Raw genomic sequence first — 24,688 nt, forward strand, 5'->3', positions numbered from 1 at the left:
CTGGCCCTGCGGTACTGGGCCTTGTGGGCCTGGGCCCTGCGGTACTGAGCCCTGCACGGCGCGAGCGAGGCTCGGCGGCACGAGGCCTTGCGGTGCGGGCGAAGCCCCGTGGTGCGGGTCTCAGCGCACGCGGGCGCGGAGCTCCATCGCCGTGCGGGCCTCGCTCTGTGACGCATACACCTCGCACATATGGCGCCCGTCGGGCGTCGCGGTGTGCTCCACCTCCCAGAGGCTGATCTCCTGGCCGTCGAGCAGCAGGAAGGCGTGCTCGTAGAGGGTGAAGGCCGCGGGGCCGACACTCTCGAAACGGCACTGGCTGCCGAGGGCCTGGCTGATCTGATGGGCGAACGCGGAACGCAGCAGCCGGGCGACGTCCTCACCGGGGCAGTCCGGGTTCTCCGCGCGGCGCAGCACCCGGCGGGCGTGATCGGCCGACCGGTCGGCCGCATACGTCCTCGCCACCGCGGGCGGCGGCGCCGACTGGAGCGCCGTCAGGATCCCGAGGTCGTCCTCCGGATCGTCGTCCGGGAACATCGCGGCGGCGTCCGCCCCGCGAATCCGGGTCACGGCGAGTCTGGCCTCCGCCTCGCCCGGATACAGCTCGTACTGCGGGCCCGCCCCCGTACCCGTCTCGTACACCAGCTCCCACAGCGCCAGATCGGTGCCGTCGGCGAGGAGGAACGTGTGCCGGTACGTCTCTCGGTGCAGCCCGGCGCCCGAGCTGTGGTGCGAGGAGTGCAGCGCTGTGCTGTGCGCCAGCGCGGAGCCGAGCCGCTCGACGGTGGCATCGGGCAGCTCGAAAGCGTTCAGTGCGCGGCCGAGGAGTCGCGCGAGGTGCTCCTCGGTCGTCTCATGCGAATGGCTCAAGGTCACTCCAGGCCGTCGCGGCAAGTCATGAGGTCGGAACTCAACGTAGCCCCTGGGTCTGACAACGTGGCCTTCGTTCGGCAAAACGAAGGGGGCGTGTGGAAAATTCCCGGGCGCCCCACCAACTCACGTGTCCGGTAAGTCAGTAGATGCTGTGTCAGGTCCGGTCGGTTTCCGCCCCTGCCCCGTACAGGTCGCGGTGGGCCGGGAACCATCCGCCCGGGCCCTCCACCGACTCCGCCGCCCGGACGGCGCGGACCACGGCCCGGCTCAGCGCGTCGGCGCCCGCGGCCAGCACTTCGTTGAGGACGCTCAGGTCGGGGCGATGCCCTGTGCCGGTGGCAAGTGCGAAGACGGTATCGCCGTCGTGCAGGAGATGGACGGGCCGCACGGCACGCGCAAGGCCGTCGTGTGCGGTTCCGGCCAGCTTCTGCGCCTGGGCGCGGGTGAGTTCGGCGTCGGTGGCCACGACGGCGATGGTGGTGTTCAGCGGGGGGCGCGCATTGCGCTCGCGCGCCAGAGCCAGTTGCCGCTGCGCCGCCTCGTGGACGGCCGCTGAGGGGTATTCGGGCCGGCCCAGGCCGTACTCGCCGTAGAGCACACCCGTCAGCGGATCGACCGGTGAGCCCACCGCGTTGACCACGGCGAGGGCGCCCACGGTGACGCCGGACGCGAGCGTGATGCTCGCCGAGCCGACGCCGCCCTTGAGCCCGCCGGCCACCGCGCCCGTACCGGCGCCGACGCTGCCCTGTTCGACCGGCGTGCCCGGCGCCGTGTCCGCCGCGGCTTCCACGGCCGCGCGTCCGGTCGACGCGTCCGGCCTGGCCCGCCAGTCGCCGCCGCGGCCCAGATCGAAGACACACGCGGCGGGGACGACCGGTACTACCTGGGCGGGGTCGGGCCCGACCTGGAAACCGCGGCCCTGTTCCTCCAGCCAGGCCATCACGCCCGCAGCGGAGTCCAGCCCGTACGCGCTGCCGCCCGTCAGTACGACGGCGTCCACGCGCTGCACCAGATTGCGTGGATCGAGGGCGTCCGTCTCCCGGGTGCCGGGGCCGCCGCCGCGTACGTCCACGGCGGCGACCGCGCCGCCGGGCGGAGCCAGGACGACAGTGGTGCCACTCAGCGCACGCTCACCGGGGACCCGCGCGTGCCCGACCCGCAGCCCGTCCACGTCGGTGAGCGAGTCCGAGCCTGAGTCCGGGGGTGACTGGTCGGGGTCCGAGTCCGAGCCGATGCCGGGGGATGGGCGTGCGGGTGTGGTGTGCGAGCCGGCTGTACGGGCCGTGTCCACGCGGCGCTCTGACTGGCGGTCTGCTGCGGTCATGCCCCCCATGGGACCACTGCTGCCTGTGCTGCACCCCCGGCAGCCCCTTCCCCTCCCAGGCCCCGGCTCCGGCTCCGGCTCCCGGCCGAGCCCCATTGCCTCCCGCATGTGGCGCAGGCCCTGGGGGGCAGGCGGAGCGGTACGGCGGCCGGGCGCCGTACCCTTGCCGTATGAGCACTGCCCCCGCTTCCGGCGCCGCCCCCCGTGACGACGAGGACCGCGACTCCGCGACCCCCTCCGGCGCGGGATGTGGCGCAGGCCCTGGGGGGCAGGCGGAGCGGTACGGCGGCCGGGCGCCGTACCCTTGCCGTATGAGCACTGCCCCCGCTTCCGGCGCCGCCCCCCGTGACGACGAGGACCGCGACTCCGCGACCCCCTCCGGCGCGACGCCGCCGGAGTCCGGGCCGAAGCCCACCACCACCCCTACGCCGGTGTCCAAGCCGGTGTCCAAGCTGGTCTTCGACGATCCGCTCGACCAGCAGTCCCCGGACGATACGGACCACGGCTGGGGCGACCAGTCGTCCGCCGGGAGCAGCGCATCGGATCTGGCCCGCTTCCTCGACGAGAAGCCGCCGCACCACATCTGACCCGCACCTGGCGCCAGGGATCGTGGACTCAGCACCCGCATTCAGCACAGGGTGACCTCCAGTTTCGACGTGGCTCCGGCCGCCGCCAGCGCGGTCGCCGTCGAGCGGGGCACAGCGAGAACGACGAGGGCTCCGGTCTCGGGGGAGGCATCGCCGCCCGTGTCGCCCGCATCCGGCACGTCGGCCACCCGGACGCCCGTAGCGACCACCCGCGCCACCCGCGGCCTTCCCGGCGGACCGGACCCCACCGAAGCGCCGTCGGGTGCGGTGTCACCGGCTGTGGCGTCATCGATCGCGATGACATCGACGTGGTCGCCCGGGGCCAGCAGCCGCACGGTCGCCGCGTCGGCAATCCGTACCGGAGCGGACACCGGAGCTGGGCGGTCCGAGGCCGCAGGGGCGCCCGGCGCGCGGGCCCGCACCTCCGCCGCACCGTCCGACCCGGCACCGGCCCGGGGCTCTACCCTGGCGGGCGCGTCGGCCCGGACCCCGGCCGGGGGCTCCGCGCCCCCCGCATCGCGTGGCGCCCAGGCGGCCAGGGCCGCAGCCGCGAGAACCAGCCCCGCCACCACCGTCCGGCGCCATCGCCCCAGAGCTCGCCGAATACGGTGCCGTCCCGGGTGCACCCGCAGCGGGGCGAACGGCGGCACTCCGCGCGGCTCGGGCGCGGACACGACCGGTACGGGCATGGGGATCATGGCAACCACCGCCTGGTGAAGAGGAGTCTGGGCGAGCTCCTCCCACGATCCGGCGTTCCGCGACATCCTGCTGAGAGCTGTGGACTACTCGCGAGTTGTGGACAACCCACTCACCCCCGCGGCCTTCCCCAGGTCATTCCGCCCCCCGCATCAGCCGCCGGTCCCGCAGCGCCCACCCCACCCGACAGCGCCCGTCCCGCAGCGCCCACCCCCTCAGGGCAGCTTGATCCCCGGGTCGACTCCGTCCAGCGCACGCGCACAGTGGCACTCATCCGACTGCTCCGCAGGCAGCCCGGCCACCGCGTCGAAGAGCACCGTGCGCAGCCGGTCCACATTGGCGGCGAAAACCATCAGCACCTCGTCGTGGGAGACGCCATCTCCTGCCTCGGCCCCCGCGTCCAGATCCGTGACCAGCGTCATCGACGTGTAGCAGAGCCCCAGTTCGCGGGCGAGGGCTGCTTCCGGGTGCCCGGTCATGCCCACCACGGACCAGCCCATCGCCGCATGCCAGCGCGATTCGGCCCTGGTCGAGAACCGCGGCCCCTCGATGACGACCAGAGTCCCGCCGTCCACCGGCTCCCACTCCCGCCCGCGCGCCGCCGCGAGGGCGGCCTTGCGGCCGACACGGCAGTACGGGTCGGCCAGCGATACATGCACCACGTTCGGAATGCTGCCGTCCGGCAGCGCCTGGCCGTCGTAGTACGTCTGCGGGCGCGCCTTCGTACGGTCCACCATCTGGTCCGGTACGAGCAGCGTCCCCGGCCCGTACTCCGGCCGCAGCCCGCCGACCGCGCACGGGCCGAGCACCTGCCGTACACCCACGGACCGCAACGCCCAGATGTTCGCCCGGTAGTTGATGAGGTGCGGGGGCAGATGGTGGCCGCGCCCGTGCCGGGGGAGGAACGCCACCCGGCGCCCGGCGATCTCACCGAGGAAGAGGGAGTCGCTCGGCTTCCCGTACGGGGTGTCCACCGCGACCTCGGTCACGTCCTCCAGGAAGGAGTAGAAGCCGGAGCCGCCGATGACCCCGATGTCCGCTGTGGGGACCGCGGTGTCTCCCGCGGTTGCCTGGTCTGCCGAGTTCGCCACATTCACCATGCCGGTCACACTATCCGGGGCTCCGGACGCGCCCCGGACACACCGAAAGCCCCACCGTCGGACGACGGCGGGGCTTCCGGGAAACCGGTATCAGGCGGCCGAGCTGCCGCTGGAGGAGCTGCTCGACGACGATGCCGACGATGCCGAGCCGGCCGACTTCGAGGCTCCCGCCTTCGCGTCGGAACCCGAGGAGCCGGACGAACTCGAAGAACCGGACGACCCCGAAGAGCCCGAGGACGAATCCGACGAGGACGACGACGAACCGGCGGGCTTGGAGGACGCCGCCGTGCTGCTCGACGAGGAGCCACGGCTGTCGTTCCGGTAGAAACCCGAGCCCTTGAAGACAATGCCGACCGCCGAGAACACCTTCTTCAGGCGTCCATCACAGCTTGGGCATACGGTCAGGGCGTCATCGGTGAACTTCTGCACCGCCTCGAGGCCCTCGCTGCATTCGGTGCACTGATACTGATAGGTCGGCACTTGCTCCTCCTGGCACTCTCACTCAGTGAGTGCTAACGACGTTCTATAGTGACGTATTCCGCTGGATCAGTCCACTGAGACCGGCACTCGGTGACCGATCCCACGCCCTGTGCCGCGCTTGAAGCCGCGGCCGGCGTCCCGCCCGGTGTCGTTTTCGGAGCCCTGCTCCGCCCCCGGTCCCGCGTCGCGCGGCGTCAGCCGCGACCGCAGGGCCAGCAGTGTGAGCAGCGCCAGTACGGTCCCGCCCATCGGCACCAGGAACCCGGCGCTTGAGCTGAACGCGTCGGTCAGCTCGCCCGCCACCGAGACGGCCGCGGCCTGTCCCAGTGCCACCGAACCGGTCAGCCAGGTGAAGGCCTCGGTACGAGCCGAAGTCGGCACCAGGGTGTCCACCAGGGTGTATCCGCTGATCAGCGCGGGTGCGATGCAGAGTCCGACCAGCAGTCCCAGTCCCGCGATGAGCGGCACCGTGTGCATCGCCCAGAGTCCGGACGCGGTGACGGCCAGCGCGGTGTACGCGATCAGCAGCCGGGACTTCGGGGCGATCTTCCAGGCGACGGCGCCGCAGACGATGCCCGCGAGCATGTTGCCCGCGGCGAAGACCCCGTACAGCACACCGTTCACACCGGGCTGGCCGATCTCCTCGGCGAAGGCGGTCAGCGAGACCTGCATGCCGCCGAAGACCGCGCCGATCCCCAGGAACGCCACGGCGAGCACCCGTACGCCGGGCACCGACAGGGCGGAGACATGCCGCTCGGAGGTGTGGCCGTTGTCACGTACGCGGACGGCGGGCTGGGTCCGGCGCTGCGCAGCGAAGACGAGGCCGCCGATCATGGTCAGCGCGGCTTCGGTGATCAGCCCGGCCGCCGGGTGGATCCCGGTGCACAGCGCGGTCGTCAGCACCGGGCCGATGACGAAGGTGAACTCGTCCGTCACCGATTCGAAGGCGGCGGCCGTCGACATGAGGGGCGAGCCCTCCAGCTTCGCGGCCCAGCGGGCCCGGACCATCGGGCCGACCTGCGGTACCGAAGCACCGGTCGGCACAGCGGCGATGAACAGCGCCCACAGCGGGGCGCCCGCCAGCGCGAGCACCGTCAGGGTGATCACCGAAGCGGCGTGCACGAGGACACCGGGGAACAGCACGGCGCGCTGGCCGAGCCGGTCGGCGAGCTTGCCGCTCTGCGGCGCGAACAGCGCCATGGAGACACCGGTCACAGCGGCGACGATGCCGGCGTTGCCGTACGACCCCGTCGTGTGCTGCACCAGCAGAACAATGCCGATGGTCAGCATCGCGAAGGGCTGCCGCGCGGCGAAACCGGGCAGCAGGAACGTCCATGCGCCAGGTGTGCGCAACAACTGCCCGTACCCCGGACGGGTCTCGGAGACCGTGGACACCACGGCCTGGCCTTTCTGCCGCCTGGTAGCGCGCTCCCCTTGTCGTACGGGCATACGGAGGCATGCGTACGGGAGCTGCCGAGAGCTGTCCTCTTGCGCGGAACTGCGGTAGGCCGGGCCGTTTCGTCGTGCGGAACACCTGCGCGGATACCGCGCACGCACCGCGACGGTGGGTGCCTCGACCGCCATACGGTCGCGCCAGCTCTGCATCAGGCAGAGTTGGTCAATCAGGTCAATCAAGTCAATCGGGTCAAGCCGATCGGTTCATGGTACCGCTACTTGCGAGCCATCCCGCCAGCTTTCCGCCCTGGCCGATCGCCCGCAGCCGTGCCTCGGCCGCGTCGCGCACCGGATCGGTCGCCACCACCAGCAGCTCGTCCCCCCGCCGCAGCACCGTCGAGGGCTGCGGTACGAAGCTCGTGCCGTCCCGGACGACCAGGGTGACGGCGGCGCCCTTGGGCAGCCGCAGCTCGCCGACCTCGACGCCGTGCATCCGGGACTCCGAGGGGATCGCCACGGACAGCAGATGCCCGCGCAGCCGCTCCAGCGGCGCCGACTCGATGCCCAGGTCCGCCGCGGCGTCGGCGCCCTCGCCCAGGCTGAGCTTCCTGGCCAGCCAGGGGAGCGTTGGCCCCTGCACCAGGGTGTAGACGACGACGAGCACGAAGACGATGTTGAAGACCCGGGAGCTGCCGTCGATGCCGGACACCATCGGGATGGTCGCCAGGATGACGGGCACGGCTCCGCGCAGCCCGGCCCACGACATCAGGGTCTGCTCCTGCCACGGCACCCGGAACGGCGCAAGGCTCAGTAGTACGGAGACCGGCCGCGCCACCATCGTCAGGACCAGGCCCACGATCACCGCGGGCCAGAAGTCGCTGCCCAGCTCGTGCGGGCTCACCAGCAGCCCGAGCAGGACGAACATCCCGATCTGGGCGATCCAGCCGAGCCCCTCGGCGAATCCGCGGGTGGCCGGCCAGTGCGGCAGCTTGGCGTTCCCCAGCAGCATCGCGGCGAGGTAGACGGCGAGGAATCCACTGCCGTGCGCGATGGCACCGGCCGCGTACGCCATGATCGCGATGGCCATCACGGCGATCGGGTAGAGGCCGGAAGCGGGCAGCGCGACACGGCGCAGCCCCCACGATCCGAGCCAGCCGACGGCGAGGCCGATCGAGGCGCCGATCGCCAGCTCCAGGGCGATCTCGCCGATCAGTACGTACCAGTGGTCGACCGGCCCTGCCGTCGAGAACGCGATGACCAGGATCACCACCGGGGCGTCGTTGAAGCCGGACTCGGCCTCCAGTACACCCGTGATCCGGGCCGGCAGGGGCACCTTGCGCAGCACGGAGAAGACCGCGGCGGCGTCGGTGGACGACACCACGGCGCCGATGATCAGGGCCTGGCGCCATTCGAGGCCGACCAGGTAGTGCCCGCCGGCGGCGGTGATCCCGACGCTCACCGCGACGCCGACCGTCGACAGCACGACGGCCATCGGCAGGACCGGCCTGATCTCTTTCCACTTGGTGCCCAGGCCACCCTCGGTGAGGATCACGACCAGGGCGGCGTAGCCGATCACCTGCGTCATCTCGACGTTGTCGAACTTGACGTTGAAGATGCCGTCCTGGCCTATCGCCATCCCGATGCCGAGGTACAGCAGCAGGCTGGGGAGGCCGCTGCGCGACGAGATGCGCACGGCGGCCACGGCGATCAGCAGGACGAGCGAGCAGATGAGCAGGAGCTCGTTGAGATGGTGGACAGTCAGTGGCCGTTCCTTCCCTCGTACACCTGCAGTTACTTCGTTACCCTACCTAATCCTTGACGCTTCCTTGACGCTTCGCTTACGTGTGCGATGCCATCGGGGATACCGCGTCCTTAACGCACAGGCGCTGCGCCTATGGTTGCTCCAGCGCTCCGTCGGACCTACAGACCACACTGCCCCTCGAAGGACAGCGATGCCCGCCGCCACCACCACAGCCGCCCCTTCCGGCACGAATCCCGGCACGAAATCCCGTAGGAAGAAAGGGCATCGCGCCAGGCTGATCGTGATCGTCGTGGTGCTGGCGCTCGTCGCGGGTATCGGGTACGGGGCGTACTGGGGTGTGAGCACCGTGCGGGCGTCCCTTCCGCAGACGACCGGTGAGATCAAGGTCCCCGGCCTGTCCGGCAACGTCGACGTCAAGCGGGACAGTTACGGCGTACCGCAGATCTACGCGGACACCGACGCCGACCTCTTCCGCGCGCAGGGCTACGTCCAGGCCCAGGACCGCTTCTACGAGATGGACGTCCGGCGCCACATGACGTCCGGCCGGCTCTCCGAGATGTTCGGATCGGGCCAGGTCAAGACCGACTCCTTCCTGCGCACGCTCGGCTGGCACCGGGTCGCGCAGCAGGAGTACGACACCAAGCTGTCGCCGGAGACGAAGAAGAACCTCCAGGCGTACTCGGCCGGGGTCAACGCGTACCTGAAGGGCAAGGACGGCAAGCAGATCTCCGTCGAGTACGCGGCCCTGAACCTCACCAACGACTACAAGCCCGACGCCTGGACGCCGGTCGACTCGGTGGCCTGGCTCAAGGCGATGGCCTGGGACCTGCGCGGCAATATGCAGGACGAGATCGACCGGTCGCTGATGACCTCGCGGCTGAGCACCCAGCAGATCAGCGACCTGTACCCGTCCTACCCGTACAACCGGAACAAGCCGATCGTGCAGCAGGGCGGCATCGACCCGGTCACCGGGAAGTTCGACCAGAACGCGAAGCCGGGCGGCGCCGTGGGCGGTTCGGACACCGCGACCGGCGCGGTCCAGGGCATGCAGTCGCAGCTCTCCTCGCTCTCGGACACCCTGGACAAGATCCCGACGCTGCTCGGCCCGAGCGGCAGCGGCATCGGCTCCAACTCCTGGGTGGTATCCGGCGATCTGACGACCACGGGCAAACCGCTGCTGGCCAACGACCCGCACCTGGCGCCGCAACTGCCGTCCCTCTGGTACCAGATGGGCCTGCACTGCCGGACCATCTCCAGCAGCTGCCACTACGACGCCGCCGGCTACACCTTCTCCGGTATGCCCGGCGTGGTCATCGGCCACAACCAGAACATCTCCTGGGGTTTCACCAACCTCGGCGCCGATGTCACCGACCTCTATCTGGAGAAGGTCACCGACAACGGCTATCTGTACAACGGCGAGGAGAAGCCCTTCAGGACCCGCGAGGAGACCATCAAGGTCGCCGGCGGCAAGTCGCGGCAGATCGTCGTACGCGAGACGAACAACGGCCCGCTGGTCTCCGACCGGGACACCGAACTGGCGAAGGTCGGCCAGACGGCGCCCGTGACCTCGGCCGCCCCGGACCGCGGCAACGGCTACGCGGTGGCCCTCAAGTGGACCGCGCTCCAGCCGGGCAATTCGATGGACGCGGTCTTCGACCTGGACAAGGCCAAGGACTGGACCGGCTTCCGGGCCGCCGCCAAGAACTTCGACGTCCCCTCACAGAACCTGATCTACGCCGACACCAAGGGCAACATCGGCTACCAGGCGCCCGGCTCCATCCCGATCCGCTCCAAGGGCGACGACGGCACGATGCCCGCTCCGGGCTGGGACCCCAAGTACGCCTGGAAGGGCACGATCCCCTTCGGCCAGCTGCCCTACGAGTACAACCCGAAGCGCGGCTACATCGTCACCGCCAACCAGGCCGTGATCGACCCGAAGAAGTACCCGTACCTGATCACCGATGACTGGGGCTACGGCACCCGCAGCCGGCGGATCACCGACCTCATCGAGTCGAAGACCAAGGACGGCGGGAAGATCTCGACCGAGGACATGCAGAAGATGCAGCTGGACAACAGCAGCGAGATCGCCAAGCTGCTGACCCCGCTGCTGCTGAAGCTGAACATCAAGGACCCGTACGTCCGCCAGGCGCAGAAGCTCCTCGAAGGCTGGGACTACACACAGGAGTCGGACTCGGCGGCGGCCGCGTACTTCAACGCGGTCTGGCGCAACGTCCTCAAGCTGGCGTTCGGCGAGAAGCTGCCCAAGGAGCTGCGGGTCGAGGGCCAGTGCCTCAATGTGCCGCCCGCCGACAGCGCCGCGGGTCCCGCCGACAAACAGAACAAGCTGGTACGGGAGTGCGGTGAGCGCTCGGCCGACTCGGCTCAGCCGGATGGCGGCGACCGCTGGTTCGAGGTCGTGCGCAAGCTGCTCGACAAGCCGGACAGCGACTGGTGGAAGACACCGAAGACCCGTCTCGACAAGGCCACCCACAACCGCGACGAGCTGCTCGGGCGGGCCATGAAGGACGCCCGCTGGGAGCTGACCGCCAAGCTCGGCAAGGACGTCGACACCTGGAACTGGGGCCGGCTGCACCAGCTGATGCTCAATAACCAGACGCTCGGCACCGACGGCCCCGGCATCCTCAAGCGGGTGCTCAACCGCGGCCCGTTCAACCTGGGCGGCGGCGAGGCGGCGGTCGACGCCACCGGCTGGAACGCGGCCGGCGGGTACGGCGTCGTCTGGGTCCCCTCGATGCGGATGGTCGTGAACCTCAAGGACCTGGACAAGTCGCAGTGGATCAACCTGACCGGGGAGTCGGGGCACGCGTACAGCGCGCACTACACCGACCAGACGGACAAGTGGGCCAACGGCGAACTGCTCAACTGGTCGTTCAGCAAGGGCGCCGTGGACAGGAGCACGGTCGACACCCTGGTGCTCAAGCCGTGACCCGGGCGGTCAGCCGCTGAAGCGGCGGATCCCTTCCGGGGTCACCACCGCGTGTACGGGGTGGTCGTGCGGTTCCTCCGGGACCCGTGCGACCACCTCGTCGCCGTACAGCAGCACCACCAGGGCGGGGTGCGCTTCCGCCCGTGCGAGCCGGGCGAGCACCCGGTCGTAGCTTCCGCCGCCGCGCCCCAGCCGCATCCCGCGCCCGTCGACGGCGAGTCCGGGCAGCAGGACGGCGTCGGCGTCGAGTACCGCGTGTACGCCGAGCCGTGCGCCGTCCGGCTCACGGAGCCCGCGCCCGGCGGGCACCAGCGAGTCCGCGCCCTCGTACGCGCCCCAGTCGAGGTCGTTGTCGGGCAGCAGTACCGGAAGCAGCACCCGGACCCCGCGAGCGCGCAGCGCGTCCAGGAGCGGGCGGGTGCCCGGCTCACGGCCGACCGAGACATAGGCCGCGACGGTGCGCGCCCGCGCGAGTTCCGGGAGTGCGACGGCGTGCCCGGCGAGGACCGTGGCGGCCGATCGCACGTCATCGGGGGACAGGAGGGCGCGTGCGGCCAGGAGTTGCCGTCGCAGAGATGTTTTGTCGAAGTTTGCGGGCACCATGGAAAGTTCGCAATCCTGTCGTTACCTCGGGTATGAGGACCTATTAACCGGAGCATCATCTTCCGCCGCGAAGCCAGCGGATATGGTGCTGCGTATGACTCAGTTGCCACCCCGGATCAGCAAGGCTGTCATTCCGGCAGCAGGCCTCGGCACCCGGTTCCTGCCGGCCACCAAGGCCACTCCCAAAGAGATGCTGCCCGTGGTGGACAAACCGGCTATTCAGTACGTCGTCGAGGAGGCCGTCTCGGCCGGTCTCTCCGACGTACTCATGATCACCGGTCGTAACAAGCGTCCGCTGGAGGACCACTTCGACCGCAACTACGAGCTGGAGTCGGCGCTCACCCGCAAGGGTGACGCCGAGAAGCTCGCCAGGGTCCAGGAGTCCAGCGACCTCGCGACCATCCACTACGTCCGCCAGGGCGACCCCAGGGGACTGGGCCACGCCGTCCTGTGCGCGGCCCCGCACGTCGGCGACCAGCCCTTCGCGGTCCTGCTCGGCGACGACCTGATCGACCCGCGCGACCCGCTGCTGGCCCGCATGGTGGAGATCCAGGAGCGCGAGGGCGGCAGTGTGATCGCCCTCATGGAGGTCGAGCCGGCCCAGATCCATCTGTACGGCTGCGCGGCCGTGGAGCCGACCGGTGAGTCGGACGTGGTCAAGGTCACCGATCTGGTGGAGAAGCCCGCCGTGGCCGATGCCCCCAGCAATCTCGCGATCATCGGCCGCTACGTCCTGGACCCCGCCGTCTTCGAAATACTGCGCAAGACCGAGCCCGGCCGCGGCAACGAGATCCAGCTCACCGATGCCCTCCAGCAGCTCGCCCACGACGAGAAGGCCGGCGGCCCGGTGCACGGTGTCGTCTTCAAGGGCCGCCGCTATGACACCGGCGACCGGGGCGACTATCTGCGTGCCATTGTGAGACTCGCATGCGAACGTGAGGACCTGGGCCCGGACTTCAAGGCCTGGCTTCGCCGTTATGTCACCGAGGAGATGTAGCACGTGAGCAACACCCCGATCTGGTCGGTGGACGAGCACCTGGCCGACATCCTCGCGGCGGTCCGCCCCCTCGAACCGATCGAGCTGCAACTGCCCGACGCCCAGGGCTGCGTGCTCGTCGAGGACGTCACGGTCGAGGTCTCGCTGCCGCCCTTCGACAACAGCTCGATGGACGGGTACGCGGTCCGCGCGGTCGATGTCGAGGGTGCGAGCGAGGAGTTCCCCGCCGTCCTCACGGTCATCGGGGACGTGGCGGCCGGAATGGCCGAACTGCCCACAGTGGGGCCGGGCGAGGCCGCCCGCATCATGACGGGCGCCCCGCTGCCCCCCGGCGCGCAGGCCGTCGTACCGGTCGAGTGGACCGACGGCGGCACCGGCGGGGGAGCGGCCACCACCATGCGGGCCGCGAGCGGCGCACCCGAGGGCGCGAGCGGCGAGGTCCGCGTGTACCGCCAGGCCGAGGCGGGCGCACACGTACGCGAGTGCGGCAGCGACGTCCGCGCCGGCGACCTCGCGCTCGAAGCGGGTACGGTGCTCGGCCCGCCGCAGATCGGGCTGCTCGCCGCGGTCGGCCGGGGCGCGGTGCGGGTCCGCCCGCGCCCGCGCGTCGTCGTGATGTCGACCGGCAGCGAGCTGACCCAGCCGGGCGAGGTGCTCGCCGAGGGCCAGATCTACGACTCCAACAGCTTCGCCCTGGCCGCCGCGGCCCGGGACGCGGGCGCCATCTCGTACCGCGTCGGAGCGGTCACCGACGACGCCGACGCACTGCGCGCCACCATCGAGGACCAGTTGGTCAGGGCCGATCTCCTGGTCACCACCGGTGGCGTCAGCGTCGGCGCGTACGACGTGGTGAAGGAGGCACTGTCGTCCGTCGGCGACGAGGACGAGCACGGCAGCGGTATCGACTTCCGCAAGCTGGCGATGCAGCCGGGCAAGCCCCAGGGCTTCGGTTCGATCGGCCCCGACCACACCCCGCTGCTCGCGCTCCCGGGCAACCCGGTCTCCAGCTATGTCTCGTTCGAGTTGTTCGTGCGCCCCGCGATCCGCGCCCTGATGGGTATGAGGAACGTCCGCCGTCCGACGGTCCGCGCCACCCTGGAGACCGGCAAGGCGATCAGCTCGCCCGCCGGACGGCGCCAGTTCCTGCGCGGCCGGTACGACGCGGAGAAGCGAACCGTCGCCACCGTCGGGGGCTCCGGCTCGCATCTGATCGCGGCTCTCGCCCATGCCGACTGCCTGCTCGTGATCCCCGAGGAGACCTCCGTTGCCGAGCCCGGCATGGAGCTGGAAGTGGTCCTCCTGGGCTGAGGGGGCCGCCGTGGCGGTACCGTGTCTGACCACACAGGCCTGACCGGGAGCACCACAGCAATGAGTACGCAGCAAGGGCTCACGCACATCGACGAAGTGGGTGCGGCCCGCATGGTCGACGTCTCGGAGAAGGACGTCACCGCCCGCACCGCCCGCGCCGCAGGACGGGTTCTCGTCTCGCCGCGCGTCGTGGAACTGCTCAGGGGCGAGGGCGTCCCCAAGGGAGACGCCCTCGCCACCGCCCGGATCGCGGGCATCATGGGCGCCAAGCGCACCCCTGATCTGATCCCGCTCTGCCACCCGCTGGCGGTCTCCGGGGTGAAGCTCGACCTGACCGTCGCCGACGACGCGGTCGAGATCCTCGCCACTGTGAAGACCACCGACAGGACCGGCGTCGAGATGGAGGCGCTGACGGCCGTCACGGTCGCCGCGCTCACCGTGATCGACATGGTGAAGGCGGTCGACAAGGGAGCGGTCATCACCGACGTCCGGGTAGAGGAGAAGACGGGCGGCAAGTCCGGCACGTACCGCCGCGCGGACCCGGAGGGGACCGGAGCATGACGACGCCGACCACCCCGCCCACGCCACGGCCGTACACCGCGCTCGTGGTGACGGCGTCGAACCGCGCGTCGGCGGGGGTCTACGCGGACCGGGGCGGCCCGCTCATCGCCGAGGCGCTCAACGGCCTCGGCTTCACGGTCGAAGGCCCGCAGGTCGTCCCGGACGGCGATCCGGTCGAGCAGGCGCTGCGCGCCGGGGTCGCGGCGGCGTACGACGTCATCGTCACCACCGGCGGTACCGGCATCTCGCCCACCGACCGCACCCCCGACGCGACCCTGCGCGTCCTCGACCGCGAGATCCCGGGCATCCCGGAGGCGATCCGCGCCGAGGGCCTGGCCAAGGTCCCGACCGCCGCACTCTCACGGGGCGTCGCCGGGCTGGCCGGCACGACCCTCGTCGTCAACCTCCCCGGCTCGACCGGCGGCGTCCGCGACGGACTCGCCGTACTCGAACGGCTGCTGGTGCATGCCGTGGACCAGATCCGGGGCGGCGACCACCCCAGACCCGCCGGGAGCATGAGCTGAACCTCTCACCGTGGCCCGTGGAACTGGCAGAAGGCCCCATCGCCCTGCGCCCCATAAAACTGCGGGACCAGAAGGTCTGGCGCGAGGTGAACCGGCGCAACCGCGACTGGCTGCGCCCCTGGGAGGCGACCGTTCCGCCGCCCGCACCGGGCGGCCCGGTCGCGCAGCGCCCCACGTACCGGCAGATGGTCCGCCATCTGCGCTCGGAGGCGCACGCCGGGCGGATGCTGCCCTTCGTGATCGAGTACCAGGGACGGCTGGTCGGGCAGCTCACGGTGGCCGGGATCACCTGGGGCTCGATGTGCTCGGGCCATGTCGGTTACTGGGTCGACCGCGAGGTCGCCGGGCGGGGCGTCATGCCGACCGCGGTGGCGCTCGCCGTCGACCACTGTTTCCGCACCGTCGGCATGCACCGCATGGAGGTCTGCATTCGCCCGGAGAACGAGCCGAGCCGGCGGGTCGTGGAGAAACTCGGATTCCGCGAGGAGGGGCTGCGGCCGCGTTATCTGCACATCGACGGGGGCTGGCGTGACCATCTGGTCTTCGCGCTGACCGCCGAAGAAGTCCCTGACGGGCTGCTCAACAGGTGGCGCCGGGCGCGTCCGGGGACGACACCGAAGCTGCCGTGAAGTTGTTCGCGAGCTGTCCGGGGCTGTTCCGGGGAGCGTTCCGGACGCAGTCCGGGAGCGGCCGGAAGACCCCTTAAATAAAATAAGTGTTCGAAATGGGTGGCCAATCGGGCATCGTCCGAAGTGAACGCGCCCACATTCGGCGACTGTTGATCCGAACAATCACAAAAAAAGTTCGAGATATCAGCCGGATCGTGCGACACACCGGGCCAATTGGCAGATGGCCCCATGCGGACCCCTCTACGGTGTGAGGGTGAGCAGTAGTGGCCTCATCTACGCAGTCATCGTCGGGGCCTGGGCCGCCTACTTGGTGCCGATGTGGCTCCGCAGGCAGGACGAGCTGAACGAGGCCCGTCCGACGGAACGCTTCAGCACCGCCATCCGGCTGCTGTCCGGACGGGCGGGAATGGAGCGCCGGTACGCCAGGGAGCTTCAGGAGCGCGCAGCCGGTGAAGGTGTTCCCGACGATGTGGTGCCGGACAGTGCGACGGATTCCCCGAGTTCCGTCGACGTCCGGTCCTTCGCCATGTCCTCGGAGGAGCCGGTCGCCCCGGTGGCCCGCCAGGAGCGGCCCGCCCGGAAGGCGCGCCGTACCGGTCCCGCCGACGGCCCGGCCGCCGAGCGCGCCCGGCGGCTGAAAGTGCTCGCCCGCCGCAGACGTACCACCGTGCTGCTCTTCGTGGCGTTCACCCTCGGCGCGATCGTCGCAGCGGTCGGCGGCCTGGGCTTCCTCTGGGCGCCCGCCGCGCCCGCGGTGCTGCTGAGCACGTACATCGTGTACCTGCGGACCCACGAGCGGCGCCGCTTCGCCTTCACGATGGACCGGCGCAGGGCCGAGGCCGCCGCGCAGCGGCTGCGCGAGAACCGCTCCCGCCGCCCCGGCGCGGGCGCGGCCGAACAGCGCGCGGACGCCGAAGCGCGCCACCCCGAGCCCGAGCCCGCGCCGGCAGTCTCCGCGCAGGAGGCCGGCCGCCGCGCCCTGGTCGAGCAGACGGACCACGCGGAGTGGGTCGACCAGCAGCGTGAGCGCGGCCGGGGCCGGGGCGACAGCTGGGAGCCCGTCCCGGTACCGCTGCCGACGTACGTCACCGCACCGGTCGCGCCCCGGGCGCCGGGCAGCATCGACCTGGGAGCCCCCGACACGTGGAGCTCGGCCCGCTCGTCCAGCGTGCCCGAGCCGGCAGCCGACGATCTCCCGGACCCTGCCGCCGCCGCCCGGGACCGGCAGAACCCGGCGGCCCGCCGCCCCCGCGAGCGCGGGCGTACGCCCCTCTTCGACCAGTACGAGGACGAGGACCGGCCGCGCGCGGCCAACGAGTGACCCGGCCGGGGCGGGCAACCGTGACCAGCGGGGGAGCGGATTTCCGAGCACCCCGGCAGGGGTGCTAAAGTTTCACTCGTTGCAAGGGCCTGTGGCGCAGTCTGGTAGCGCACCTCGTTCGCATCGAGGGGGTCTGGGGTTCAAATCCCCACAGGTCCACCGCAAGGATCGTCTCCGGTTCATCCCGGAGCGGTTCATGAAATCCCGGTCAGACGGTTTCCGTCCGGCCGGGATTTCGTCGTTTCCGCGGTCTTACCCGGACGGCGGGACCCTGCCCGGACGCCGGCCCGGGCCATCGCCCCACGGCCGGCGGTCCGGGCGCGGCCAGGTCGGTGCCGACCCGCGAGCCGTTCCTGCGGTCGGACGCCGATCCGGCCGTCGTGGACGACATCGGGCACCACATGGTGATGGGGGGCCTCGGCGGTGTGTACCTCTTCGTCTGTACGGCCTGCCCCGGGATGCCGTAGGCCCACCGCTACGACTGCTGACGGAGGGCGCGGGCGGGCGGGCCCGACTACCGTGGAGGCCCAGCGATTCGAAGATCCGGTACTCGATGTCCAGTACCCGGTACCCGACATCCGAGGAGCATTCCGTGACCGCCGGCAGCGACAAGCCTCTCATCGACACCAGCAGGCCCCACCCGGCGCGCGTCTACGACTGGCTCCTGGGCGGCAAGGACAACTACCCGGTCGATCAGCAGGTCGGCGAGAAACTGCCGTCGGAGGCGCGTGCCAACGCGGCGCGGAACCGGGCTTTCATGCACCGTGCGGCGGGGTGGCTGGCGCGGAACGGGGTGGACCAGTTCCTCGACGTCGGTACGGGCATTCCGACCGCGCCCAATCTGCATCAGGTGGTCCAGGCGGTCACGCCCGCCGCCCGTGTCGTCTACGCGGACAACGACCCGATCGTGCTGCGCCACGCGGAGGCCCTGCTGATCAGCAGCCCGGAGGGCGCCACCGACTACATCCACGCCGATGTGCGCGAGCCGGAGCTGATTCTCGAACGCGCCCGTGAACTGCTGGACTTCGAGCGGCCGGTCGCCCTGTCCCTCATCGCGCTGATGCACTTCCTGCCCGACGACCAGGACCCGTACGGCATCACCCGCACCCTGGTGGACGCCCTGCCCTCCGGCAGCTGTCTGGTGCTCTCGCACGGTACGGCGGACCAGCATCCGGAGCTGGAGGACGAGACCAGGACGGCGTACCGCACGGGCGCCATCCCGCTGCGCATGCGCACCCGGACGGAGGTCGAGCCGTTCTTCGCCGGGCTCGATCTCGTCGCGCCGGGGCTGGTGACCGCGACCGAGTGGTACCAGGACGGCCCCGCGCCCGAGAAGGAGCGGAGCGGGTTCTACGTGGGGGTCGCCCTGAAGGGCTGAGCGCCGCCGGGCCGGCTCCGTACGGGGTGGTTCGGTGTGGCGCGGCTCACCCGGCGGTCCGGGCGAGCGGCTTCGCGAAGCAGCGGCTGCTCTCGTACTCCCGGTAGTGGCCGAAGCGCGAGCAGGGCGTGTAGCCGCTCGACGTATACAGCGTTATGGCCTCGGGCTGCCGGTCGCCGGTCTCCAGCACCATGCGTGTCCGGCCGGCCGCACGGGCACTCTCCTCCAGGGCGGCGAGGATCCGGCGGGCAAGCCCCAGCCCGCGCGCCTCGCGGACCACGTACATCCGCTTCAGCTCGGCGTCTCCCTTGGAGTACCCCTCGGCGCCGGCCCCGTCCTGGTTCCGCCAGCCGCCGGTGGCCACCGGGCTGCCGTTCTCGTCGTACGCCAGGAGGTAGAGCCCGGCGGGCGGGTCGAACATCGTGGCATCGAGCGGGGTGACATCGCCGTCGTCGCCGTAGCGCTCGGCGTATTCGAGCTGGACCTGATCGTTGAGCTTGACCGCGTCGGGGTGGTCGTAACGGACCGGCCGTATATTCATGCAAGGAATAGTACATCTATGCGGTGACCGGGGTCGGTAAGGTGCCCTGATGCTCACTGTGACAACCGTAAACGTGAACGGGCTGCGCGCCGCCGCCAAGAAGGGCTTCGTGGAGTGGCTGGCGCAGACCGACGCCGATGTGATCTGCCTCCAGGAAGTACGGGCCGAGCCCGGCCAGCTGACCCAGGAGGTCCGCGAGCCGGAGGGCTGGTTCACCGTGCACGCCCCGGCGGCGGCCAAGGGGCGCGCGGGTGTCTCGCTCTACTCCCGGCGTGAGCCGGAGCGCGTGCAGATCGGATTCGGCAGCGCGGAGTTCGACGGCAGTGGGCGGTACGCCGAGATCGACCTGCCCGGGGTGACGGTCGCGAGCCTCTATCTGCCGTCGGGCGAGGTCGGTACGGAGCGGCAGGACGAGAAGCTGCGGTTCATGGCGGAGTTCCTGCCGTACCTCCAGGGGCTCAGGGAGCGGGCGGCGGCCGACGGCCGCGAGGTCGTGGTCTGCGGCGACTGGAACATCGCCCACCAGGAGGCCGACCTCAAGAACTGGAAGGGCAACAAGAAGAACTCCGGCTTCCTGCCCGAGGAGCGGGAGTGGCTGACGAGCGTCTTCGCCGGGGACGGCGCGGGCTACGTCGACGTGGTGCGCGGGCTGCACCCGGACGTGGAGGGCCCCTACTCGTGGTGGTCCTACCGGGGGCGGGCCTTCGACAACGACTCGGGCTGGCGGATCGACTACCTGGTGGCGACCCCCGGGCTGGCCGCGAAGGCGATCAAGGCGTGGGTCGAGCGGGCCGCCACGCACGACGAGCGGTGGAGCGACCACGCGCCGGTGACGGCCGTCTACGACTTGTAGGGCGCAGCGGGCGCGGGCCCCGCCCGCTGCGCCAGGAGGGCGGCAGGCGGGGCGGCGGGCCTCAGTCGTGATGGACGACGTCCGTTGCGGAGGCGAGTTCGATCTGGTGGCTCGCGTACGTCGTCGAACATCCGTCGACGGAAGTTCATGCCTCGCGGCCGGCGCTACTCCGCCTCCGGGTTGCTCTTCTCCGCCCGGATCCGCCGGTCCACCGACATCGAGAGTTCCGCCTCCACCACGTCCTTCGCCAGCGGCCGTACCCGCTGCATCGCGCTCGCGAAGTCCTCGTCCCGCAGATGGGTGTGGACCAGGGCGGAGAACATCTCCGTGAGGGCCTCTGTGTGTTTGCGGACCTCGTGGCCCGCCGCCAGGACCGCGGCCAGCGGGACGCCCTGGCGGACCAGAGCCGCCGAGACGTCCAGCAGGCGGCGGCTGATGTGGATGATGTCGTCGCCGTCCGTGGCGAGATAGCCGAGGTCCAGGGCTGCCGCCAGGTTCTCCGCCGTGACCTCGCCCTCGAAGTAGTCCGCGAGCTGCTCCGGGGTGAGCCGGACCGGCTCCTCCTCCGTCCAGGCCGGCGGCTCGGTGGCGGCCAGACCGAGCAGCTGCCCGACGTCCCGGCCGCTCTCGAAGGCCGCGGCGAGATCTGCGATGCCGCTGAGTGTGTGGCCGCGTTCCAGCAGGGCCGAGATCGTGCGCAGCCGGGCCAGGTGGTGCTCGTCGTACCAGGCGATGCGGCCCTCGCGGCGCGGTGGCGGGATCAGTTTGCGTTCGCGGTAGAAGCGCAGGGTGCGCACGGTGATCCCGGCCGCTTCGGCCAGCTCCTCCATGCGGTACTCGCGCCCCGTTCTCTCCTCTGCCACTCCGGAAGCCTATGCCGTACAGGCGCGCACTTTCCTTGGTCTGCCCCCTACCCATGAGTACGAAGCTGCTCTACTCTCCAACGGTGCCAGTGATTACTGGCAGAGTCAGGGGTACTGCGGGAGGCGGCAGCATGGCCCAGCACGAGCATGTACGAGTGGCGGTGATCGGATCCGGATTCGGTGGCCTGGGGGCCGCCGTCCGGCTGCGCCGCGAGGGGATAACCGACTTCGTCGTCCTGGAACGGGCCGGTTCGGTCGGCGGGGCCTGGCGCGACAACAGCTATCCGGGGTGCGCCTGCGACGTACCGTCCCACCTCTACTCGTTCTCCTTCGCCCCCAACCCCGACTGGCCGCGCACCTTCTCCGGCCAGCCGCACATCCGGGCCTACTTGGAGAACGTCGCCGACACCTTCGGGCTGCGGCCGCACATCCGCCTCGACCACGAGGTGCGGAAGATGCGCTGGGACTCCGGTGAGCTGCGCTGGGAGATCGAGACCGCGCAGGGAACGCTGACCGCCGACGTGGTCGTCTCCGCGACCGGGCCGCTCTCCGACCCGAAGCTGCCGGACATCCCGGGGCTCGACTCGTTCACCGGCAAGGTCTTCCACTCCGCGCAGTGGGACCACGGCTACGACCTGCGCGGCAAGCGCGTCGCGATGATCGGGACCGGGGCGTCCGCGATCCAGATCGTGCCCGCGATCCAGCCCAAGGCCGGGCGGCTCACCCTCTTCCAGCGCACCCCGCCGTGGGTGATGCCCCGGATGGACCGTGCCATAAGCGGCGCCGAGCGGTGGCTGCACGGGAAGGTGCCCTTCACCGCCGCCGCCCGCAGGCGGCTGCTGTGGAGCATACGAGAGCTCCAGGTCAGCGCCTTCACCAAGCGCCCCAACGAGCTCGGTCTGATCGAGTCGATAGGCAGGGCCAACATCGGCCGGTCGATCAAGGACCCGGCACTGCGCGCCAAGTTGACGCCCTCGTACCGGGTCGGGTGCAAGCGCATCCTGCTCTCCAGCTCGTACTACCCGGCGCTCGCGCAGCCCAACGTGGACGTGGTGGCGTCCGGGCTCAAGGAGATCAGGGGAAATACGCTGGTGGCGTCCGACGGAACCGAGACCGAGGCGGATGTCATCATCTTCGGCACCGGTTTCCATGTGACGGACATGCCGATCGCGGAGCGGGTGGTGGGCGCCGACGGCGCCACGCTCGCCGAGGCGTGGAAGGACGGCATGCAGTCGCTGCGCGGTGCGACGGCAGTCGGCTTCCCCAACTGGATGACGATCATCGGCCCCAACACCGGCCTCGGGAACTCCTCGATGATCCTGATGATCGAGTCCCAGCTGAGCTATCTCGCCGACTACATGCGCCAGTTGAACGTCCTGGGCGGACGCGTCGCGCTCGACCCCCGGCCTTCGGCGGTGGACGCGTGGAACGTGCGCGTCCAGGAGCGGATGAAGCGGACCGTCTGGAACACCGGCGGCTGCACCAGCTGGTACCTCGACGCCAACGGGCGCAACACCACGATCTGGCCGGGTACCACCGCCGAGTTCCGCAAGGCCACGCGCGCGGTGGATCTCGGCGAGTACGAGGTCGTACGGGCGGGGGCCGGTGCCGGTGCGGACCAGACCCTGGTGCGCCAGCGCACCGGGGACCATGACCGCGTCGCGGATCAGGCCGGCGGTCGAGCCGGTGACCCCGCCGGCCAAGGCCGCGCCGCTGACCGGGAGTCGGTGTGAGTGGCTCCGGAGGGCGGGAGCTGACCGCCGTCTCCGCTGACGGCGCACGGATCCATGTGGAGGTGTACGGGCCCGACGGCGCCCCCGCCGTGGTGCTCTCGCACGGCTGGACCTGCTCGACCCGGTTCTGGGATGCCCAGGTCCGCGAGCTCGCGACGGATCACCGGGTGGTGGTGTACGACCAGCGCGGGCACGGGCGTACGCCCGGCGCGGACCCGCGCGGCTACACCACGGACATCCTGGCCGACGACGTGGAAGCGGTGCTCGCCGCCACCCTCGCCCCGGGTGAACGGGCCGTGCTCGGCGGCCACTCCATGGGTGGGATGACCATGATGGCCGCTGCGGGGCGGCCCCGGTTCCGGGAGCACGCGGCGGCGGTGCTGTTGTGCAGTACGGGCAGCTCGCGGCTGATCGCCGACTCGACCGTGCTGCCGTTGCGGGCCGGACGGCTGCGGACCCGGCTGACGGGCGCGGTACTCGGGGCGCGCGCCCCGCTCGGGCCGGTCACGCCCATGTCGAAGCGGATCCTCAAGTACGCGACGATGGGACCCGGTTCGGCCCCGGACCGGGTGGCCACCTGCGCGCGTATCGTGCACGCCTGCCCCCGGGCGGCGCGGGTGGCCTGGTCGCACGTGCTCGCCGGGCTCGATCTGGACGCCGGCGTACGGGAGTTGACCGTACCCACCGCGGTGGTCGCGGGGACGGCCGACCGGCTCACCCCGGTGGTGCACGCACGGGCGCTGGCCGCCGCGCTGCCGCACTGCACCGGACTCACCGAGCTGGCGAGTGTCGGGCACATGACCCCCGTGGAAGCCCCCGAAGCGGTCGGCGCGCTGCTGCGTGAACTGGCCGCCGCACATGTACCGGTGGAGCCGGCCGCCGGCCGGCGAACGGACAAGGAGAAGGCCGTATGAGCAGGAACAGCCTGGAGGGCCAGGTCGCGGTCGTCACGGGAGCCGCCCGCGGGGTCGGTGAGCTGCTGGCCCGCAAGCTCTCGGCGCGCGGTGCGAAGGTGGCGCTCGTCGGCCTGGAACCGGACGAGCTGAAGGCGGTCTCCGGGCGGCTGCACACCGAGAGCGCGCACTGGTACGCCGATGTTACCGACCATGCGGCGATGGCGGCCGTCGCGCGGGAGGTCAAGGCGCGCTTCGGCAAGGTCGACATCGTCGTGGCCAACGCCGGGGTGGCGTCCGGCGGACCCTTCGTGGACTCGGACCCCGAGGCGTGGCGGCGGGTCATCGAGGTCAACCTGGTGGGCGGGGCGGTGACCGCGCGGGCGTTCCTGCCGGTGCTGATGGAGAGCCGCGGGTATTTCCTGCAGATCGCGTCGCTGGCCGCGATCACGCCCGCGCCGATGATGTCGGCGTACTGCGCGTCCAAGTCGGGCGTCGAGGCCTTCGCGCACTGCCTGCGGGCCGAGGTCGGCTACAAGGGCGTGCGGGTGGGCGTCGGCTATCTGTCCTGGACGGACACGGACATGGTGCGCGGCGCGGACGAGGACGACGTGATGCGGGAGTTGCGGCAGCGGCTGCCGTGGCCGAGCAACCGCACCTATCCGCTGGGCCCGGCCGTCGACCGGATCGTGGCCGGGGTCGAGCGGCGGTCCTCTCATGTGTACGCGCAGTGGTGGCTGCGCGGGATGCAGTCCGTACGCGGGTACCTGCCCGCGCTGATCGGCACGGTCGGCCAGCGCGAGATGCGGCGCTTCGAGCCGCGGCTCGCCGGGATCAGCAGGGGGCTGGTGGGCGCGGGCGGGGTGGCGGACGAGAAGGCGCGCACGGAGCGTAACTGATCGAAATGCGGTGAATGTTCCGCCGTGTAAGTCTGGTCGAGGCCTGGAGGACACAGCCCTCCACCCCCCTCACACTTCACCGGGAGTGAACCTCATGGGTATGAAGGACCAGTTCAAGGACAAGGCACAGAAGCTCGCCGACCAGGGCAAGCAGCCGATGGGCGGTGCGAAGGACGAGGCTTCGGAGCGTCTGGCCCGGCCCGACGACGAGATGAACGAGCGCGGCGGGAACGTGGCGGACCGGGCGCGGCGGGAGCGGGGCCAGGCTTCGGCGGACCAGGTCCGGGACCAGTTCGACGCCTGACGCCGAGTTGTGAGAGGGCGCGTCCCCCACTGGGGGGCGCGCTTTTTCGCGGTGCGGTGTGCGGTGGGGGCCGTGCAGGTGGTGTGCACGTCGGCGCTGCCCCCGGACCCGCGGTTCTCA

General features: G+C 70.8%; 25 protein-coding genes and 1 tRNA gene. 16 read left to right on the top strand and 10 right to left on the bottom strand.

The window, feature by feature from the left end:
• Positions 1-120: 120 nt before the first annotated feature.
• Together OG452_RS20670 and OG452_RS20675 are read right to left on the bottom strand one after the other, a co-directional pair.
• Positions 121-867, bottom strand: a complete 747-nt coding sequence (locus OG452_RS20670; RefSeq protein WP_327297067.1) for a DUF6227 family protein — start codon at positions 865-867, stop codon at positions 121-123.
• Between the two features lie 157 nt (positions 868-1,024).
• On the bottom strand, positions 1,025-2,194 hold the full coding sequence (locus OG452_RS20675) for a P1 family peptidase (protein ID WP_327297068.1): 1,170 nt from the start codon (positions 2,192-2,194) through the stop codon (positions 1,025-1,027).
• 311 nt (positions 2,195-2,505) lie between these two features.
• Here OG452_RS20675 and OG452_RS20680 point away from each other — a divergent pair, with 311 nt between their 5' ends.
• Positions 2,506-2,781 carry a hypothetical protein gene (locus tag OG452_RS20680; RefSeq protein WP_327297069.1) on the top strand — a complete coding sequence of 92 codons (276 nt, stop codon included), beginning with the start codon at positions 2,506-2,508 and terminating at the stop codon, positions 2,779-2,781.
• Between the two features lie 41 nt (positions 2,782-2,822).
• On the opposite strand, the gene OG452_RS20685 is transcribed toward OG452_RS20680, so the two are convergent.
• The 5 genes from OG452_RS20685 to OG452_RS20705 form a co-directional block, all read right to left on the bottom strand.
• Positions 2,823-3,470, bottom strand: a complete 648-nt coding sequence (locus OG452_RS20685; RefSeq protein ID WP_327297070.1) for an RcpC/CpaB family pilus assembly protein — start codon at positions 3,468-3,470, stop codon at positions 2,823-2,825.
• Positions 3,471-3,692: 222 nt separating this feature from the next.
• Positions 3,693-4,577 (bottom strand): S-methyl-5'-thioadenosine phosphorylase, encoded by an 885-nt coding sequence (locus tag OG452_RS20690; RefSeq protein WP_327297071.1) that lies wholly within the window; start codon positions 4,575-4,577, stop codon positions 3,693-3,695.
• 90 nt (positions 4,578-4,667) lie between these two features.
• Complete coding sequence (locus OG452_RS20695) at positions 4,668-5,057, bottom strand: FmdB family zinc ribbon protein (protein ID WP_327297072.1); 390 nt, start codon at positions 5,055-5,057, stop codon at positions 4,668-4,670.
• Positions 5,058-5,123: 66 nt separating this feature from the next.
• On the bottom strand, positions 5,124-6,455 hold the full coding sequence (locus OG452_RS20700; RefSeq protein WP_327299710.1) for an MFS transporter: 1,332 nt from the start codon (positions 6,453-6,455) through the stop codon (positions 5,124-5,126).
• A gap of 247 nt (positions 6,456-6,702) precedes the next feature.
• Positions 6,703-8,214, bottom strand: coding sequence for a potassium/proton antiporter (locus OG452_RS20705; protein ID WP_327299711.1), 1,512 nt, complete (start codon positions 8,212-8,214; stop codon positions 6,703-6,705).
• Positions 8,215-8,404: 190 nt separating this feature from the next.
• Here OG452_RS20705 and OG452_RS20710 point away from each other — a divergent pair, with 190 nt between their 5' ends.
• Positions 8,405-11,161 (top strand): penicillin acylase family protein, encoded by a 2,757-nt coding sequence (locus OG452_RS20710; protein WP_327297073.1) that lies wholly within the window; start codon positions 8,405-8,407, stop codon positions 11,159-11,161.
• 9 nt (positions 11,162-11,170) lie between these two features.
• Here the strand turns inward: OG452_RS20710 and OG452_RS20715 are convergent, their stop codons facing one another.
• Positions 11,171-11,764: a 5-formyltetrahydrofolate cyclo-ligase gene (locus OG452_RS20715; RefSeq protein WP_327297074.1), complete on the bottom strand. Its 594-nt coding sequence runs from the start codon at positions 11,762-11,764 to the stop codon at positions 11,171-11,173.
• A gap of 94 nt (positions 11,765-11,858) precedes the next feature.
• Between OG452_RS20715 and galU the strand changes: the two genes are divergently transcribed.
• The 9 genes from galU to OG452_RS20760 all read left to right on the top strand — a co-directional run bounded on the left by galU (position 11,859) and on the right by OG452_RS20760 (position 18,482).
• On the top strand, positions 11,859-12,761 hold the full coding sequence (gene galU, locus OG452_RS20720) for a UTP--glucose-1-phosphate uridylyltransferase GalU (protein WP_327297075.1): 903 nt from the start codon (positions 11,859-11,861) through the stop codon (positions 12,759-12,761).
• Positions 12,762-12,764: 3 nt separating this feature from the next.
• On the top strand, positions 12,765-14,069 hold the full coding sequence (glp, locus tag OG452_RS20725) for a molybdotransferase-like divisome protein Glp (protein ID WP_327297076.1): 1,305 nt from the start codon (positions 12,765-12,767) through the stop codon (positions 14,067-14,069).
• Between the two features lie 60 nt (positions 14,070-14,129).
• Positions 14,130-14,630 carry a cyclic pyranopterin monophosphate synthase MoaC gene (gene moaC / locus OG452_RS20730; RefSeq protein WP_327297077.1) on the top strand — a complete coding sequence of 167 codons (501 nt, stop codon included), beginning with the start codon at positions 14,130-14,132 and terminating at the stop codon, positions 14,628-14,630.
• Positions 14,627-15,154: a MogA/MoaB family molybdenum cofactor biosynthesis protein gene (locus OG452_RS20735; RefSeq protein ID WP_327297078.1), complete on the top strand. Its 528-nt coding sequence runs from the start codon at positions 14,627-14,629 to the stop codon at positions 15,152-15,154. Before moaC ends, OG452_RS20735 begins: the two co-directional genes overlap by 4 nt.
• 17 nt (positions 15,155-15,171) lie before the next feature.
• Positions 15,172-15,783, top strand: coding sequence for a GNAT family N-acetyltransferase (locus OG452_RS20740; RefSeq protein ID WP_327297079.1), 612 nt, complete (start codon positions 15,172-15,174; stop codon positions 15,781-15,783).
• 253 nt (positions 15,784-16,036) lie between these two features.
• Positions 16,037-17,104: a divisome protein SepX/GlpR gene (gene sepX, locus OG452_RS20745; protein ID WP_327297080.1), complete on the top strand. Its 1,068-nt coding sequence runs from the start codon at positions 16,037-16,039 to the stop codon at positions 17,102-17,104.
• 85 nt (positions 17,105-17,189) lie between these two features.
• Positions 17,190-17,263 (top strand) — tRNA-Ala (locus OG452_RS20750).
• A gap of 173 nt (positions 17,264-17,436) precedes the next feature.
• Positions 17,437-17,571 (top strand): hypothetical protein, encoded by a 135-nt coding sequence (locus OG452_RS20755; RefSeq protein WP_327297081.1) that lies wholly within the window; start codon positions 17,437-17,439, stop codon positions 17,569-17,571.
• A 125-nt stretch (positions 17,572-17,696) separates the two neighbouring features.
• Positions 17,697-18,482, top strand: a complete 786-nt coding sequence (locus OG452_RS20760; protein WP_327297082.1) for an SAM-dependent methyltransferase — start codon at positions 17,697-17,699, stop codon at positions 18,480-18,482.
• A gap of 46 nt (positions 18,483-18,528) precedes the next feature.
• On the opposite strand, the gene OG452_RS20765 is transcribed toward OG452_RS20760, so the two are convergent.
• Positions 18,529-19,023: a GNAT family N-acetyltransferase gene (locus OG452_RS20765; RefSeq protein ID WP_327297083.1), complete on the bottom strand. Its 495-nt coding sequence runs from the start codon at positions 19,021-19,023 to the stop codon at positions 18,529-18,531.
• 58 nt (positions 19,024-19,081) lie between these two features.
• Between OG452_RS20765 and OG452_RS20770 the strand changes: the two genes are divergently transcribed.
• Positions 19,082-19,876 (top strand): exodeoxyribonuclease III, encoded by a 795-nt coding sequence (locus OG452_RS20770; RefSeq protein WP_327299712.1) that lies wholly within the window; start codon positions 19,082-19,084, stop codon positions 19,874-19,876.
• 164 nt (positions 19,877-20,040) lie between these two features.
• Here the strand turns inward: OG452_RS20770 and OG452_RS20775 are convergent, their stop codons facing one another.
• On the bottom strand, positions 20,041-20,706 hold the full coding sequence (locus OG452_RS20775; RefSeq protein ID WP_327299713.1) for a MerR family transcriptional regulator: 666 nt from the start codon (positions 20,704-20,706) through the stop codon (positions 20,041-20,043).
• Between the two features lie 164 nt (positions 20,707-20,870).
• Here OG452_RS20775 and OG452_RS20780 point away from each other — a divergent pair, with 164 nt between their 5' ends.
• From OG452_RS20780 to OG452_RS20795, 4 genes are all read left to right on the top strand, one after another.
• Positions 20,871-22,472: a flavin-containing monooxygenase gene (locus tag OG452_RS20780; protein ID WP_327297084.1), complete on the top strand. Its 1,602-nt coding sequence runs from the start codon at positions 20,871-20,873 to the stop codon at positions 22,470-22,472.
• Complete coding sequence (locus OG452_RS20785; RefSeq protein WP_327297085.1) at positions 22,469-23,386, top strand: alpha/beta fold hydrolase; 918 nt, start codon at positions 22,469-22,471, stop codon at positions 23,384-23,386. The genes OG452_RS20780 and OG452_RS20785 overlap by 4 nt, the downstream gene beginning before the upstream one ends.
• The gene (locus OG452_RS20790; RefSeq protein ID WP_327297086.1) at positions 23,383-24,264 is read left to right on the top strand and encodes an SDR family oxidoreductase; all 882 of its coding nucleotides are present in this window, start codon (positions 23,383-23,385) and stop codon (positions 24,262-24,264) included. Before OG452_RS20785 ends, OG452_RS20790 begins: the two co-directional genes overlap by 4 nt.
• 94 nt (positions 24,265-24,358) lie before the next feature.
• Positions 24,359-24,568, top strand: a complete 210-nt coding sequence (locus OG452_RS20795; protein ID WP_327297087.1) for a hypothetical protein — start codon at positions 24,359-24,361, stop codon at positions 24,566-24,568.
• Positions 24,569-24,688 lie beyond the last annotated feature (120 nt).

Source organism: Streptomyces sp. NBC_01197 (genome assembly GCF_036010505.1).
Lineage (GTDB): Bacteria > Actinomycetota > Actinomycetes > Streptomycetales > Streptomycetaceae > Streptomyces.